Origin of the sequence: Bacillus shivajii (genome assembly GCF_020519665.1) — a bacterium.
GTDB lineage: Bacteria > Bacillota > Bacilli > Bacillales > Salisediminibacteriaceae > Bacillus_CA > Bacillus_CA shivajii.
Genome location: NZ_CP084703.1, coordinates 3,681,290 through 3,698,168, shown reverse-complemented (window position 1 = coordinate 3,698,168; position 16,879 = coordinate 3,681,290). Strand labels below are relative to the sequence as shown.

12 protein-coding genes are annotated in these 16,879 nt (G+C 39.5%); all 12 read left to right on the top strand.

The features are described from left to right. The first annotated feature begins 681 nt into the window (after positions 1 to 681). Entirely contained in the window at positions 682 to 2,172 is a 1,491-nt protein-coding gene (locus LGQ02_RS17880) for a S41 family peptidase (protein WP_226515663.1), read from the top strand. 281 nt (positions 2,173 to 2,453) lie between these two features. Then, positions 2,454 to 4,193, top strand: a complete 1,740-nt coding sequence (locus LGQ02_RS17875) for a PDZ domain-containing protein (protein WP_226515662.1) — start codon at positions 2,454 to 2,456, stop codon at positions 4,191 to 4,193. A 382-nt stretch (positions 4,194 to 4,575) separates the two neighbouring features. Continuing rightward, positions 4,576 to 6,561: an excinuclease ABC subunit UvrB gene (uvrB, locus tag LGQ02_RS17870; RefSeq protein WP_226518369.1), complete on the top strand. Its 1,986-nt coding sequence runs from the start codon at positions 4,576 to 4,578 to the stop codon at positions 6,559 to 6,561. A gap of 8 nt (positions 6,562 to 6,569) precedes the next feature. Beyond that, on the top strand, positions 6,570 to 9,449 hold the full coding sequence (uvrA, locus tag LGQ02_RS17865) for an excinuclease ABC subunit UvrA (protein WP_226515661.1): 2,880 nt from the start codon (positions 6,570 to 6,572) through the stop codon (positions 9,447 to 9,449). Positions 9,450 to 9,779: 330 nt separating this feature from the next. Then, positions 9,780 to 10,895, top strand: a complete 1,116-nt coding sequence (locus tag LGQ02_RS17860; RefSeq protein ID WP_226515660.1) for a DUF4097 family beta strand repeat-containing protein — start codon at positions 9,780 to 9,782, stop codon at positions 10,893 to 10,895. 271 nt (positions 10,896 to 11,166) lie between these two features. Beyond that, positions 11,167 to 11,367 carry a PspC domain-containing protein gene (locus tag LGQ02_RS17855; protein ID WP_226515659.1) on the top strand — a complete coding sequence of 67 codons (201 nt, stop codon included), beginning with the start codon at positions 11,167 to 11,169 and terminating at the stop codon, positions 11,365 to 11,367. After that, a complete protein-coding gene (locus LGQ02_RS17850) occupies positions 11,367 to 11,723 on the top strand; it encodes a phage holin family protein (protein ID WP_226515658.1) in 357 nt (118 codons plus the stop codon). Before LGQ02_RS17855 ends, LGQ02_RS17850 begins: the two co-directional genes overlap by 1 nt. A 190-nt stretch (positions 11,724 to 11,913) precedes the next feature. After that, entirely contained in the window at positions 11,914 to 12,870 is a 957-nt protein-coding gene (hprK, locus tag LGQ02_RS17845) for an HPr(Ser) kinase/phosphatase (RefSeq protein WP_226515657.1), read from the top strand. 240 nt (positions 12,871 to 13,110) lie between these two features. Next, positions 13,111 to 13,974 carry a prolipoprotein diacylglyceryl transferase gene (gene lgt, locus LGQ02_RS17840; protein WP_226515656.1) on the top strand — a complete coding sequence of 288 codons (864 nt, stop codon included), beginning with the start codon at positions 13,111 to 13,113 and terminating at the stop codon, positions 13,972 to 13,974. Positions 13,975 to 14,062: 88 nt separating this feature from the next. Further along, complete coding sequence (locus LGQ02_RS17835; protein WP_226515655.1) at positions 14,063 to 15,013, top strand: nucleoside recognition domain-containing protein; 951 nt, start codon at positions 14,063 to 14,065, stop codon at positions 15,011 to 15,013. A 198-nt stretch (positions 15,014 to 15,211) separates the two neighbouring features. Beyond that, a complete protein-coding gene (gene ppaX / locus LGQ02_RS17830; RefSeq protein WP_226515654.1) occupies positions 15,212 to 15,898 on the top strand; it encodes a pyrophosphatase PpaX in 687 nt (228 codons plus the stop codon). Positions 15,899 to 15,971: 73 nt separating this feature from the next. Next, the gene (locus LGQ02_RS17825) at positions 15,972 to 16,499 is read left to right on the top strand and encodes an acyltransferase (protein WP_226515653.1); all 528 of its coding nucleotides are present in this window, start codon (positions 15,972 to 15,974) and stop codon (positions 16,497 to 16,499) included. Positions 16,500 to 16,879: the final 380 nt, after the last annotated feature.

Here is a 16,879-nt window from a genome sequence, read left to right as displayed (position 1 = left end):
AGTAAGCTCAAAAAATAGAGTTCACAAGAAGGAAAAGTCATACACATAACATTTTATTTAATCACACATAATAAAGGTTGTTTTTTACTAGCACTTTGAGAATGTAGGAAATTTTAGCACTGGTGCTTATACTTGGCGTAACTAAATTTTTTTGGTGGATTACGGTTATCGGTTAAAAACGTGATGTCTATTCCAACTCCGGTACTAACAAGCCCGATTCGTAGCGACTATTTAGCTCGGCAGACTCGTAGCAGTTTGCAATATTTCTTTGAAGTGGTGTTGTTCGTCGCAATTAAGCCTCTAACTACGTCTAGAACTTCAATTCCGGAGACATGTTCTCTTTATCCGACAAAATTTACGATAGTTAATAGTGTAACGGGCACAATGACGTTCGCCACTACGACTTTGCGATAAGCCAAGTTTTGTTGTAAATATAATATACATAATGAAATGAATAGATGTGCTTCATTCATAATGAAGATTTTGGTATGATAAAGACAACATTAACAGGCTGAAGTTAGCGTGTTTTTGAATGTGTATGCGCTAATTGTAAATTACTAGTCAATCTGTTACGCTATGTTTACTTGTTTTTACTATGGGAAAAGTATATGTTTTTTTATAAGTAACCAATGCATAACAATGAATGAATAGAAAGTGAAGAGTAGAAGATGAGGTGAGTCCATGAATAATAACAAAGCAATTCTCCCAATTGTCATTATCATTTCACTTTTAGTTGGAGCAGGTGGAATGTATGCTGGCGTTCAATTTGCTGAAGGGAATCAAGCAGAGCCAGTGATCGAACAAATTAGTGAAGACGAACTGACTGAGGCAGATTCAAGTGATGAAGAACAAACAGAACCGACTATTTCTACAGAGGAGCAAATGGAAAAGTTCCAAAAAACGTACGAAATGGTATTGAGTCGTTATGTTGATGATTTAGATGAATCGGAGTTACTTGAAGGAGCAATTAACGGTATGCTCGAAAGCTTGGATGACCCATATTCTGTCTATATGGACCAAGAAACAGCACAAGAGTTTATGGAATCACTCGATTCTTCCTTTGAAGGTATTGGTGCTGAAGTAAGTATGACAAATGGGAAAGTGACAATTGTCGCGCCATTTAGAGATTCACCTGCAGAAAAAGCTGGACTACGTCCAAATGACCAAATTATTAAAGTAGATGGCGAGGACATTGAGGGCTTATCGTTATATGATGCTGTACTGCAGATTCGTGGAGAAAAAGGAACGACCGTGACTTTAACGGTTCAGCGTCCAGGTGTAAATGATCTATTAGATTTTGATGTTGTTCGTGATGAGATCCCAATAGAAACGGTTTATAGCGATGTTGTCGAAGAAAATGGTAACCGAATTGGTGTCATTGAATTAACATCGTTTTCAACTAACACATCGCAACGATTTGAAGAAGAATTAACGCAACTTGAAAGTGAAGGCATTGATGGCTTAATCATCGATGTACGCGGAAACCCAGGCGGTTTTCTACAAAGTGTAGAGGAAATAGGGAACCTTATTATTCCGGGTGGAGAGCCTGTTGTACAAATTGAAAATCGAGATGGTGAACGGGTCAGACATATTTCAAGTTTGCAGGAAGATAAAGACTATCCGATGGTTGCTCTCATTAATGAGGGGAGTGCCTCTGCATCAGAAATTTTATCAGCTGCAATGAAAGAAGCTGGCGGGCATGAAGTTATTGGTAGATCAACTTTTGGTAAAGGAACGGTGCAACAAACATTGCAAATAGGGGACGGTAGTGAATTAAAATTAACCATTTATAAATGGCTTACTTCTGATGGCAACTTTATAAATGAAGAAGGTGTTCAGCCAACGATTGAGGTCGATCAACCTGACTTTTTCTACGTCTCACCAATCAATGTTAATGAAGAACCATTAACATTTGATATGAACAATGATCAAATTAAAAATGCACAAACAATGCTTGATGGTTTAGGGTATGATCCAGGGCGATTAGATGGATATTTCGGTGAGAAAACGGAAGATGCCGTGCGTAGCTTCCAAGCGGATGAAGGTTTGGAAGAAACAGGCGAGATCAATGAAGAAACGGCAGAATTTATTCAAAAACGAGTATTTGAAGCTGTTCAAGATCGTGAATATGACAATCAGTTTAAAAAAGCGATTGAAGTGCTTACGCAATAACAAATGTTTAGGAGACCTGACCATAGGTCTCCTTTTCGTTTTCTCCCCTTAAAAAACTAAGGTGATCATTCCGAATTTTTAAACATTCGTCTAGTTTATGAAAAAAAGCACTTTTCTTTTTCTTAATTTGTTTTACAATGAAAGGAAGAACAATTCGGGAAGTGTCTTTTTAAAGAGGTAAGAATATAAATTTTAATTTCAGGGAAATTGTTTAGTCTAAGGTGCCTTGCGTTTTTTCTTAATAGACAAGCATACAGCACATCATTTGAGGAGGGATAGGTTTGGAAGTCATAGGCTTGGAAGTGTTAAAAGCTATTGGACAGTTTTTTATTCATCCCTTAACGTACATATTTTTTCTTGCGGTTCTTTGGCTTGGTACTCGCCGTGTGAAGAGGGAAAGAGAAGATTTTCATACACGTGTTTATGATTTTATACATGAAGTGACGTTTCCACTACTAGTCGGGCTAGTTAGTGCCGTAGCAGTTTCGATCGTTGTAATGACTGTTGGGATTGTCATTCCAGTTGGAATGCTTGTTTTGTTAATGACTTTATGGGGGCTACTTCTTCCATTTAGACAAGTAAGATGGTTAAGTATGACAACGATCGGTTCGGTTGCGATGTTATTAATATTTGTGCTTCCAGAAGGTGGAACACCGTATTCACTATTAAATACATGGTTAATCGATATTCATAATATGAACATGGTTGGATTTGCATGGTTACTTGTGATTTTGTTTACAGCAGAAGCAATTCTTCATCTTGCACAAGGTTGGAAAAGTACAACACCAGCATTAAGTAAAAGTACAAGAGGAAAAACAGTCGGTATTCATAAAGTGGATCGACTTTGGTTTTTACCGATTTTTCTTCTCGTTCCTGCAGGTGCAATTTCCTATTACGAGTGGTGGCCGCTCTTTTCGCCGTCCGGAACTGAAAGTGCAGGTCTTCTGCTTGTCCCATTTGTATTAACGTGCCAAGTTGCCGTACAGAGCCAATTTCCGAAAGACGGAATTAAAATCTATGGGAAACGATTATTACTTTTAAGTATGATTTCCATTGTCGTTGCTGTATGTGCAATTTTTTGGCCTATTTTAGCTCCTGTCGTTGCTGCAACGATTTTGCTGTTAAAAGAAGGATTGTACGTATGGTATCACTCTGTTGACCGTCGTCGTAACAGCATGTTTAGCAATCATGCAGAAGGGTTAGTTGTACTTGGTGTTCTTCCGTACTCAACAGCTGATAAGATGAACATTGAAGTTGGAGAAGTGATTTCGAAAGTAAATGGTTACGAAGTGAATTCACAGCGTGAACTTTATGAAGCGCTCCAAATGAGTCCAGCATACTGTAAATTAGAAGTGATTGACCAAGAAGGAGAAATTAGGTTTACGCAATCTTCAAGGTATGAAGGAGATCACCATCAAGTAGGGTTATTATTTATTCCAGATGATCCATATGGAAACTTGTCACCTCGTGCATTACGCTCTTCTGTCGTGATTTATAAAGATCGTGAAGGTACAAAAGTTGAGGGCGAAGGGTTTGACGAAGTTGCATCGTCTGAAGAAGAACAACAACCAATAAGTGAAAAAGAAACGGAAGCTCACGATAAACTTATCGAAAATAACGGGAATATTGACGTTCCTCAAACTGAAAAGGATAACGAAGTTGCTAGTGAAGAAGAGGTTCAAGTAGAGCCATTTGAGGAAGTGGCAGCAACGACCGAAGACAATGAAGAGGTTTTAGTAGATAAAGAGATAGAGTCCTCACAAGAAGAGGCAAACAGTAATGAAGAAAAAGTAAAACTTTTTTCTAATGAGGAAGAAGCAAAGCAATTAAATGAATCGTTAGCAGAAGATGTATCAAAACCGACACCTACTGTGCAAGATGAGGCTCCATACGGACAAGCATCTGGGTTATCAGCTTTTTACGAAGAGTTTCGAAAAAGTAAACCTTCAAAAGATCAATGGAAACAAGATGCATCTGACGGAGCAAGTGAAACGGAAGAGAATGACGATAAAAAGAGTTAGTAAATCACCGCATACACTGCAAGGTTTACAAAGTATATAAACGAAACGTAAAGTCGCCTGAGGAGCTATATTCCAGAGGCGGCTTTCTTTATTGAATACCTTTATACTTTTTTCCTTGAAGGGACGACATAGTACGAATGTATGTTCGTTATTTTTCATTTATGTGTTATAATGATACACAAAGGTTAAGAATGGGTAATAAAGGTAATATGACCGAGCTCGTTACTTGCATTTTAGAGCTACGTTCGTAATGATAGATACAAGGAAAAGAGAAATGAAACTCGATATTTTCTACTTTATATTAATAATAGTGATTAACAATAGACGAAAAGCTTCTTACTAATTTTTAAAACGAGGGGGTACAGTCATAATGGAACAACCGATGGTCAATACATTTGATTTACACTCCAAATATTCACCTCAAGGAGATCAGCCGAAAGCGATCTCAGAGCTCGTCAAAGGAGTGAATGAAGAAAAGAGATTTCAAACGTTACTTGGAGCGACAGGGACAGGTAAAACATTTACGGTTTCTAACGTCATTAAAGAAGTGAACAAACCGACACTCGTTATTGCCCATAACAAAACATTAGCGGGGCAGCTCTACAGTGAGTTTAAAGAATTTTTCCCGAACAACGCTGTAGAATACTTTGTAAGCTACTATGATTACTACCAGCCAGAAGCATATATTCCACAATCTGATACGTACATAGAGAAAGATGCAAGCATTAATGACGAAATTGATAAGTTACGTCACTCAGCTACAAGTTCACTCTTTGAAAGAAACGATGTCATTATCGTCGCAAGTGTATCGTGTATATACGGTTTAGGTTCGCCTTCAGAATATCGTGATTTAGTTGTTTCGTTGCGTACAGGAATGGAGATTGAACGAAATGATCTTCTACGTAATCTCGTAGACGTGCAATACGAGAGAAACGACATTAATTTTACTCGTGGAACGTTTCGTGTTCGTGGAGATGTCGTTGAAATTTTCCCAGCATCAAGAGATGAACATTGTCTTCGTGTGGAATTTTTCGGTGATGAAATCGACCGAATTACAGAAGTGGACGCTCTAACTGGTGAGGTACTAGGTGAACGAAATCATGCCGCGATTTTCCCAGCTTCTCACTTCGTTACGCGTGAGGAAAAACTAAAACGTGCGATCGTAAACATTGAAAAAGAATTAGAAGAGCGTTTAGCAGATTTGAACGACAAAGGAAAACTCCTAGAAGCACAGCGACTTGAGCAGCGGACAAGGTACGACATCGAAATGATGCAAGAAATGGGATATTGTTCTGGGATCGAGAACTATTCAAGACATTTGACGTTTCGAGAAGCTGGAGCAACGCCTTATACATTATTAGACTTCTTCCCAGATGATTTTCTTATTGTCGTCGATGAATCGCATGTGACGTTACCACAAGTACGTGGGATGTACAATGGTGACCAAGCTAGAAAAGGCGTGCTTGTCGACCACGGGTTCCGTCTCCCTTCAGCAAAAGATAATCGACCGTTGAAATTTGAAGAGTTTGAAAAGCATATTTCACAAACAATTTTTGTTTCAGCAACACCAGGACCGTACGAACTAGAAAAGTGTCCAACTGTTGTCGAACAAATTATTCGTCCGACTGGGCTACTTGATCCATCAATCGATGTTCGTCCGATCGAAGGGCAAATTGACGACCTCATCGAAGAAATCCGTGTTCGAAAAGAACGTAAGGAACGTGTTCTTGTGACAACGTTAACGAAGAAAATGTCTGAGGATTTAACGGATTACTTTAAAGAAATCGGTATTCGTGTGAAGTATTTACATTCTGATATTAAAACGTTAGAACGAATTCAAATCCTTCGCGACTTACGACTCGGAGAATTTGATGTTCTCGTCGGAATTAACCTTTTAAGAGAAGGACTTGATATTCCAGAAGTATCACTAGTCGCTATTCTCGATGCGGATAAAGAAGGCTTCTTAAGAGCAGAGCGTTCGCTAATCCAAACGATGGGGCGTGCTGCACGTAATGCGAATGGACACGTGATTATGTACGCTGATAAAATGACAAAATCAATGAACATTGCGATAGAAGAGACGAAACGCCGTCGTTCCATTCAAAAAGAATTTAATGAGAAACATGGCATAACGCCTCAAACGATTCAAAAAGCAGTGCCAGAACTTATCCAAGCAACATTTGCAGCTGAAGATGAAGAAACGTATGATGTAAAAGAAGTTGCGAAAGCCGAGAAGATGAGTAAGAAAGATCGCGAGAAGGTTATTGAACGAATGGAAGCAGAAATGAAAGAAGCAGCGAAAGGTCTCGACTTCGAACGTGCCGCCGAGTTACGAGATGTCATTATTGAATTAAAAGCAGGAGGATGAAACTGATCATGACTCAACAAAATATCGTTGTTAAAGGGGCGAGGTCCCACAATTTAAAAAATATTGATGTGACGATTCCGAGAAATAATCTAGTCGTTTTAACTGGTTTATCTGGATCAGGAAAGTCATCACTTGCTTTCGATACGATTTACGCAGAAGGGCAACGCAGGTATGTTGAATCGCTGTCTGCTTATGCTCGTCAATTTTTAGGACAGATGGACAAGCCAGATGTTGATACAATTGAAGGACTGTCACCGGCCATTTCGATCGACCAAAAAACAACAAGTAGAAACCCACGTTCAACCGTGGGGACCGTTACCGAAATTTACGATTATTTACGACTTCTTTTTGCTCGTGTCGGAAGACCAATTTGTCCTAAACATGGAGTTGAAATAAGCTCACAAACGGTCCAGCAAATGGTAGATCGCATGACGGCTTACCCTGAGCGAACGAAAATGCAGATTCTTGCCCCTGTTGTATCAGGTCGTAAAGGGACACATGTGAAAGTGCTTGAAGATATAAAAAAACAAGGTTTTGTTCGTATACGTGTTAATGGTGAAATGCGCGAAGCAGCGGAAGAAATCGAACTTGATAAAAATAAAAAGCATAATATCGAAGTGGTCGTTGATCGGATTGTGATCAAAGAGGGAGTTGAATCGCGTTTAGCCGACTCGATAGAAACGGCATTAAATTTAGCAGACGGTAGAGCGATGGTCGATGTGATTGGCGAAGAAGAGCTGTTATTTAGTCAAAAACATGCCTGCCCTCACTGTGGTTTTTCGATTGGTGAACTAGAGCCACGGATGTTTTCTTTTAACAGTCCATTTGGCGCTTGTCAGTCTTGTGATGGTTTAGGAAGTAAACTTGAGGTAGACTTAGAGCTCGTTGTTCCTGATTGGAGCAAGGCGCTTAATGAACATGCAATTGCTCCTTGGGTACCGACGAGCTCACAATACTACCCGCAGTTATTGAAAAGTGTTTGTGAGCATTATGGAATTGATATGGACGTCCCTGTCGAGAACCTTCCAAAACATCAAATCGATAAAGTTTTGTATGGAAGCGGGAATGAGAAAATCTACTTCTATTATGAAAACGAATTTGGTCAAGTAAGAGAAAAAGAAATTTACTTCGAAGGTGTGGTTCACAATATATCACGTCGATATCATGAAACAGCGTCGGATTATATACGCGAGCAAATGGAAGGATATATGGCGCAAAAGCCTTGTCCGACATGTAAAAGTCACCGTCTTCGAAAAGAATCGCTTGCTGTGAAAGTAGACGGTCAACATATTGGGGAAGTGACAAAGCTATCTGTAAAGGATGCCAAAGTATTTTTTTCACAACTTGAATTGACCGATAAGGAACTTGCCATTGCTCGTATGATTCTAAGAGAGATTGAAGAAAGACTAGGCTTTTTAGTAAATGTCGGATTAGAGTATTTGACCTTATCACGGTCTGCTGGAACTCTTTCCGGAGGTGAGGCGCAGCGAATCCGCTTAGCAACGCAAATCGGTTCCTCACTCATGGGCGTTCTCTATATTCTTGATGAACCTTCGATAGGACTTCACCAGCGTGATAATACTCGGTTGATTCGAACGTTAGAAAAAATGCGTGACCTCGGCAACACATTAATTGTCGTTGAGCATGATGAAGATACAATGCTTGCTGCGGATCATATTATTGATGTCGGTCCTGGAGCAGGAGTTCACGGTGGGGAAGTGATCGCAGAAGGTTCACCGAACGAAGTTATGAAAGACGAGAATTCGTTAACGGGACAGTTTTTGTCTGGGAAGAAATTTATTCCTCTACCTGTTGAAAGGCGGAAACCAGATGGTCGAAAACTATCGATCAAAGGGGCCGAAGAGAACAACTTACAAAAAACAAGTGTAGACTTACCGTTAGGTGTGTTCGTTGCTGTAACGGGCGTTTCCGGATCAGGAAAGAGTACCTTAATTAACGATATCCTATATAAATCACTTGCTCAAAAACTAACGACTGCAAAAGATAAGCCAGGTAAACATAAAAAAATTGAAGGTATTGAACACCTCGAAAAAGTCGTTGACATTGATCAATCACCAATCGGGCGTACACCACGGTCAAACCCAGCAACGTATACAGGCGTTTTTGATGATGTTCGCGATGTGTTTGCGATGACAAATGAAGCAAAGGTTCGTGGGTATAAGAAAGGACGTTTTAGTTTTAACGTAAAAGGCGGTCGCTGTGAAGCTTGCCGTGGTGACGGAATTATTAAAATCGAGATGCACTTCTTGCCGGACGTGTACGTCCCTTGTGAAGAATGTGATGGGAAACGATACAATCGTGAAACGCTCGACGTGAATTATAAAGGAAAAACGATTGCTGATGTGTTAAGTATGACAGTGGAAGATGCGTTAAGTTTCTTTGAAAATATTCCGCGTATTAAGCGAAAAGTTCAAACGTTGTATGATGTCGGTTTAGGGTACATGACGCTTGGTCAGCCAGCGACGACCCTATCTGGTGGTGAGGCACAAAGAGTGAAGCTTGCCTCTCAGCTACATCGCAGGTCAAATGGTAAAACTCTTTATATTTTAGATGAACCAACAACTGGACTTCACGTAGCAGACATTGACCGACTTTTAAACGTACTCCAACGACTTGTCGAAAATGGAGATACCGTGTTAGTCATTGAGCATAATTTGGATGTGGTCAAGACTGTAGACTATGTTGTAGACCTCGGACCTGAGGGCGGCGATAAAGGTGGTAAGCTTGTTGCACAAGGAACACCAGAAGAAGTCTCTGAAGTGGATGGGTCTTATACTGGTCAATATTTAAAACCAATCTTAGAGCGTGAGCGAAAAAGAATGGAGAAAAGGTTACAAGAAAAGGAAAACGTGCAAACAACTTCATGAAAATGAATATATTATAAGACTGCTTAAGAACGTGTCAGTGTACCTCAATGATGGAAAATAAGGTGAAATCGTAGTGATTGATCTTATCTTTTTCTCTGAAAGTACCTGGCACTACTTTTTTTGCCATGAGCTTTTCATTGGACTGACCTAGTTTTCCTACGTCTCAAGTCTTAGAAAAAAATCGAATTTGCGACGGTTTTCACATAAAGTGTGAAACCTTTATAATGAACATACGTTAAATATAGTATTGGAAGAAACGATGAAGGAATCACTTCACAACTTGGAATATATGAACATGCATTATAACGAATTCATGAGGAGGAGAAAGGGATGCAAGAAGAAAGAAAGAAAATTTTACAAATGATTGAAGACGGCAAAATATCTGCAGATGAAGGTGTGGATTTACTGAATGCTCTAAAGGAAACTGAAAAGGAAAAACATGGAGCGAAAAGTGACAAGGGATCAGAAACGGAAGAACAGTCGCTTTCACGTGATGTTGACTGGGAAAAAGGCACTGGGTACCGACAAACAGAACAAAAAGTCAGTTCCTTTGCTTCGAAGTTTACAGATTTCATTGAAGATGCTGTTCAAAAAATTAAAGAGTTTGACCTTGATTTCAATTTCGGATCTTCTGTTGAAATTCAGCACATTTTTCAGCATAAAGAGGCAACGGTAAGACATGCCGATATTTCTATCGAAAATGGCAGTATCACTTTCCGCCCGTGGGAAGAAGATGATATTCGAGTCGAGTGTAATGTGAAGGTGTACAAAGTGCGCGATTCAGACGAAGCGCGTCGTCATTTTTTAGATGAAGTCGTTTTTGATTTATCAAATGAAAAGCTTCGTTTAGAATCACGAAAAAAATCAATGAAAGTAAATACCATTGTTTATGTTCCAAAGAAAGACTTAGAACGATTAAAACTGTATGCGTTTAACGGGAAGTTAACAGGGGAACATGTCTCAGTAAAGAAGTTTGAAGCGCAAACCGTTAACGGTCGAATTAGCTTTGATGAAGTTGAGGCTGAAGACGTTCGCTTAGAAACGGTCAATGGGACCATTTCAATTAGCAAGCTTCAATCTGAACATTGTGATGCGAAAACAGTAAACGGGACGGTTGCGATTAGTGCAGCAAAAGGTGATATTGATGCCGAAACGTTAAATGGCACAATCAATTATAAGCTACTTAAGCCAAGTAATAGTCGAGCGTACTTAAAGACGACGACAGGAAGTGTGACATTTACGGTTCCAGAAAACGTGAAAACAGAAGGTGAGCTAAAAACGACAGTTGGTGGCATTCACTGTGACTTACCAAACGTATCTGTTATTGATGAGAAAAAAGAGATTGCAAGTAAGAAGATGACATTTTTATCAAATAGGGATGAGGAATCAGCATCTGTGTATATAGAAGCAGAAGCAACAACAGGGTCAATTACAGTAAGAAATTAACTGGCAGAAAATCTCGCCCTATGGTGAATGAAAAAAAGTATGTGACAGAAAAGGATGTCGCACTTGTGCCTTGAGGTGAAAGCGAGTGGACCAAAGCGAATGATTCATTATTCAACTCTTTTCAGGATCGAAGCTGTGTTGTTCGTATAAATTCACCAACTCTCTATTTTAAGGAGAGCTAGAGACTTGTAAAATTATGTTTTATGCCGGTTCGCGTGATAAAAATGAGTGAAAAGGACAAATTAGGTGTGATTGCGAAAGGAGTGGTCTTATGAAACGACTATACCGTACAGTTGATGATAGAAAAATCGCTGGAGTTTGCGGCGGACTTGGGAAGTATTTTAATATCGATCCGACTGTTGTACGAATTCTTGCATTAGTATTGATGATTGTTACAGCGGTTGCTCCCGTTGTTATTGGTTATTTCATCGGTGTTTTCGTTATGCCAAATGAAACGGAAGCTTACGACTGATGAGTTGGCTTATTCAACTTGTTGTTAATGCCGTTGTCCTTCTTATCATTGCCCATTTCTTTCAAGGGGTCCATGTTGAAGGTTTTACAGCGGCATTGATTGCAAGCTTTATTCTCGCGATCGTCAATGTGATTGTAAAACCGATTCTTGTTGTTCTGACGTTGCCAATTACGGTATTGACACTTGGACTATTCCTCTTTGTCATTAATGCGATCACTTTAATGCTTACATCAGCGTTTATGGGAGACAGCTTTGTTATCGATGGATTTGGGATCGCGATTTTAGCAGCAATCATCTTTGCAATTTTGAGTGCACTCATCCATTCATTTATTGTCGATCCACTAACTAAAAGATAGTTGATCAAATGCTTGCGTTTGCGCCAGCATTTTTTTACATATTTTTTCACAAAATTGTGCGGGACCTGGTCCCGCACAATTTTGTGAAAAAGGAACAGATTTGGGTTCTGGAATATTTGTGATAAAATAAATGCGATTCAATTGTGGTGAAGATGCTATGAATAAATCATACATACAGGAGGGGCTTATAATGGCCAAAATTACTGCGAAAGACTTGATGACACAATTTGACCTAACGTTATTGAATAACAATGAAGAGGTTGTTTTTCGTCCGATTTCTACGAGCGATATTTCTCGCCCTGGTATGGAAATGGCCGGGTACTTTACATATTATCCAGCAAAACGAATTCAACTATTAGGGAAGACCGAGATGTCTTTTTATCATCAACTGGCTGATGAAGAAAAAAGAGATCGAATGGAGCGACTTTGTACATATGACACCCCAGGAATTATTCTTTCTAGAAATATCGAAGCACCAGAATATTTAATTGAGGCAGCAAATGAGGTTGGAGTACCGGTACTTCAATCCGAAGTAACAACGACACGCTTAAGTTCACAACTTGCAAACTATTTAGAGAGTCAGCTAGCTCCAATGACTGCCGTTCACGGGGTTCTGATTGATATTTACGGTATCGGTGTCTTAATTACTGGAAGTAGTGGTGTAGGTAAAAGTGAAACAGCATTAGACCTTGTCCGTCGTGGTCACCGACTTGTTGCTGATGACTCTGTTGAAATTCGTGAAGAGCATGATGGTGTACTCGTTGGACGAGCTCCAGAATTAATTAAACACCTACTTGAAATTCGTGGTCTAGGTATTATTAACGTGATGACGTTATTTGGGGCAGGAGCCGTTCGCAATTTTAAACGTATTGGTCTTGTCATTAATTTGGAGCTTTGGGATCAGAAAAAACAATATGACCGTCTTGGACTCGACGAAGAGACGATGAAAATCTTTAATACAGAGCTGACGAAAATTACGATCCCAGTTCGTCCAGGTAGAAACTTAGCTGTAATTATTGAAGTCGCGGCTATGAACTTCCGATTAAAGCGAATGGGCATTAATGCAGCACAACAGTTTTCAGAGCGTTTAACGAATGTAATGGAAGAAGGAGAAGACCCGAGCGACAGTGACCAATATGAAGATTAGAAAAAAAGTCATCCCTTCATAAAATTTTCACATCTTTCATGTAAAATGTGAAAAAAGAGGAAATATCCTACGCTTATTTTAAGCTAACTTTTTCGTGATATGGTAAAGTGAAAAATAGATTCTTCCTCTAAGGAATTGAAGAAAGATTATTTAGGAACTTCGGCTAAAAGCGAACACGTCTTTTAATCAACGCTGAAGTCAACACGCCCTGTGCAAGTAAAATAAAAGAGGTGTCAAACAATGCTAGGAACAATTGAACCATTAAATCCAGTAGCACTTGAACTTGGACCGTTAACGATATACTGGTACGGTCTGTTAATTGGACTAGGAGCTTTTATCGGATATTTAGTTGTAAACCATGAAGCGAAAAAGCGTGGCTTGCCAAAAGATATGTTTGCAGATTTATTATTATTTGCACTTCCTGCAGCGATCATTGGGGCTAGAATATACTACGTCATTTTCCGTTGGGAGCAATTTGCCGGCGATCCAATGCGTGCTTTCGCCATTTGGGAAGGTGGACTTGCCATCCATGGTGGACTCATTGGGGCATTTCTTACAACGTACATTTTTGCCAAAAAGCGTGGGTTGTCTTTTTGGAAAATATTAGACATCGCTGCCCCTGGTATTTTAATTGGACAAATTGTTGGCCGCTGGGGAAATTTTATGAATCAGGAAGTTTACGGTGGAGAAGTGTCACGCCAGTTTTTAGAAAGCTTGATGCTTCCAGAATTCATCATTAACCAAATGTACATTAACGGAGCGTATTATCAACCGACATTTTTGTATGAGTCGATCTGGAACATCCTCGGTTTAGCGCTCATTTTATCCTTACGTCGTGTCAACTTGCGTAGAGGAGAAATGATTTTAACGTATGCGATTTGGTATTCGATTGGCCGCTTCTTTATCGAAGAAATCCGTACAGACTACTTGTTAATATTTGGCGTATTAAAAACGGCTCAAGTTGTTTCTGTTATAACAATCATCGGTGCAATCATTCTGATTATTTACAGACGTAAGACAGGACTTGCTGATATCGGCTATTTAGATGACGATACCCCACCGAATAAAAAGAAAAAGAACCCAAATAAGAAAAAGAAAAAATAAATGTACTAGCGTTAAGGATTCTAGCCTTGACGCTTTCTTTTTTTTCGCAAATAATGACTAGTATGGGTCAAAACGAAGGAGGCTAAAAATGAAAACAATCAAACAGGGCTTAAAGGTTGGTCTCCAAACCACTTGGAAGTTAGGAAAAATCATTTTTCCGATTACGTTAATTGTGACGATTTTAAGCCAAACGGTGATTATGGATTGGCTAATAAAAATGCTTTCACCGCTTATGGGATATATCGGTTTAAGTGGAGAAGCGGCGATTCCGTTAGTGTTAGGGAATGTCCTTAACTTGTATGCAGCAATTGGAGCTATTTTGACGATGGGTTTAACCGTCAAGGAAGTGTTTATCTTAGCAGTTATGCTATCATTTTCTCATAATTTATTCGTTGAATCTGCCGTTGCTAAGCAAATTGGTATCAAAATTTGGGTTGTCTTACTCGTTCGAATTGGGCTTGCCTTATTTTCAGCGTGGATCATCCACCTTGTTTGGCAAGGTGGAGGAGAGCGTGCTCAATACGGGTTTGTTCCTTCAGGTGGAACAGAGAATATTGAAGGATATGGTGCAATCGCGCTTCACGGAATGGAAAGTGCAGTGATCGGTATTTTACAGTTAGCTGCAATCGTGATTCCACTAATGGTTTTTATTCAAATAATGAAAGATTTGAAATGGCTTGATGTCTTTGCAAAATGGATGGCGCCATTTACAAAGATGTTAGGGATCAGGGAAAATACATCCACTACGTTAGCGGCAGGGCTCATATTTGGTCTAGCATATGGAGCAGGGGTAATGATTCAAGCAGCCAAAGAAGATGGGGTGAAAAAGAAAGACTTATACCTTGTCTTCATATTTTTAGTCGCATGTCACGCAGTAATAGAAGATACATTGATTTTTGCGCCACTAGGGATCCCACTATGGCCACTCTTATTAATCAGGCTCGTTGTCGCGATCCTCTTGACAATTACTGTTGCGATCGTTTGGAACCGTATTGAAAAGAAACAACAGCAACAACAAGAAGAAACCGTCGCCAGCTAAAGAAAACTCGCCGAGGTGAGCCTTTAAGCGAAAGCAACGGCGCAGTTGCAACAAGCATTACTTCAACGAATAATCTTCAAGCTGCATCGAGCAAAAGTTCGGGGACTAGGTCCCCGAACTTTTGCGGAATTGTATTGACAAATGTTTGTCTTGTTGATCAATTTTTTATTATGATAGATTTTGAAGGGAGTTTTTTAGATGACGAAAGAGGCGAATGGAATGAACAAGCAAATTGATACGATTTTATTTGATTTAGACGGAACGTTAATTAATACGATTGAACTGATCGTTGCTTCGTTTTTACATACAATGGAGCATTATTATCCAGGAAAGTACAAGCGTGAAGATGTGATTAACTTTATTGGACCACCTTTGTCTGAAACATTTGAAAAGCTTGATTCGGAGAAGGTTGAAGAAATGTCACACGTGTACCGAACGTTTAACCATGAAAAACATGATGAGCTCGTTCAAGAATACGAAGGCGTTTTTGATACAGTGAAAACACTTCATGAAAAAGGTTATAAGTTAGCAATTGTAACGACAAAGCGCCGTGAAACAGCGGTAAGAGGCATGAAGCTAATGAACCTTGACCAATTTTTCGATGTCGTCGTATCACTAGACGAAGTGACGAAGTACAAGCCAGATCCTGAACCATTACTAATGGCGCTAAACGGCTTAAAAGCGAAGCCTGAAAGTGCACTAATGGTCGGTGATAGCGAACATGACATTTTAGGCGGAAAAAATACTGGAACGAAAACAGCAGGAGTCGCTTGGAGTATTAAAGGTGAAAAGCATTTAGCATCATTTGAGCCAGATGTGATGCTTCATAAAATGCCTGAGCTGCTCACATATTTAGGAATTGAACCAACGTCTGCTTCTTCATAAAACGTAGGATTTACTAAGAAAAAGACCTCCCCATATTTTTTACGGTGAAACAAACAGAAAGAGGTGCGATGCAATGAGACGCACAACGAGGTACCCGGTCAAAGAAGCGAATTCGTTATGGCAAGTGTATAAAACTGTACCGTTTTTTAAAGTTGTAAAAAACTTTATTGTCATTCAGTTAGCTCGATATACGCCATTTCTAGGCATGAAAAATTGGTTATATCGTACGTTTTTACGAATGAAAGTCGGCGATCAGGCAGCAATTGCCTTAATGGTTATGATGGATGTCATGTTTCCGGAGAAGATCAGCATTGGAAAAAACAGTGTCATCGGCTATAATACGACGATTCTTGCCCATGAATACTTAATAGACGAATACCGTTTAGGCGATGTTCGTATAGGTGACAACGTCTTAGTCGGAGCAAATACGACCATTTTACCTGGTGTTGAAATTGGAGACGGAGCAATTGTCTCTGCAGGAACGCTCGTCCATAAAGATGTACCTGCAGGCTCATTTGTTGGGGGAAACCCGATGCAAATGATCAAGACGAAAGAAGAACGTGAAGTTGATGAAGCAAATACGAAGTCCATTTCAGAGTAATGCTCTGAAGTGGACTTTTCTTTGTAGTTACAGGTATCAATATGCAAAGTCATCACAATTGTTTTGGTTGGAAAAAAGGTGAGAATGCGAGCAGGGGAGGAGTGAATTCGCTTGGGAGATGTCTGACCTCGTTCATTCATATACTTACTTGAGTTTTCTTGAAAATCGAGTTCTGCAAAATTGAGTCCGGGTCAACTGAGTCAGACACAAATATGTAGGACTCAATGCATGAATAATAGAAAGAATAAACGAATATACAAGACCTCTTTTTAAATAAATATGTAATCTATAAAAATCTAATATGAGGTACCTAAATACAAAAAAACTTCTGAAAAATCCTCCCTTTTCTGTTGACGGATGGTTCTAACCCTTGTAGACTA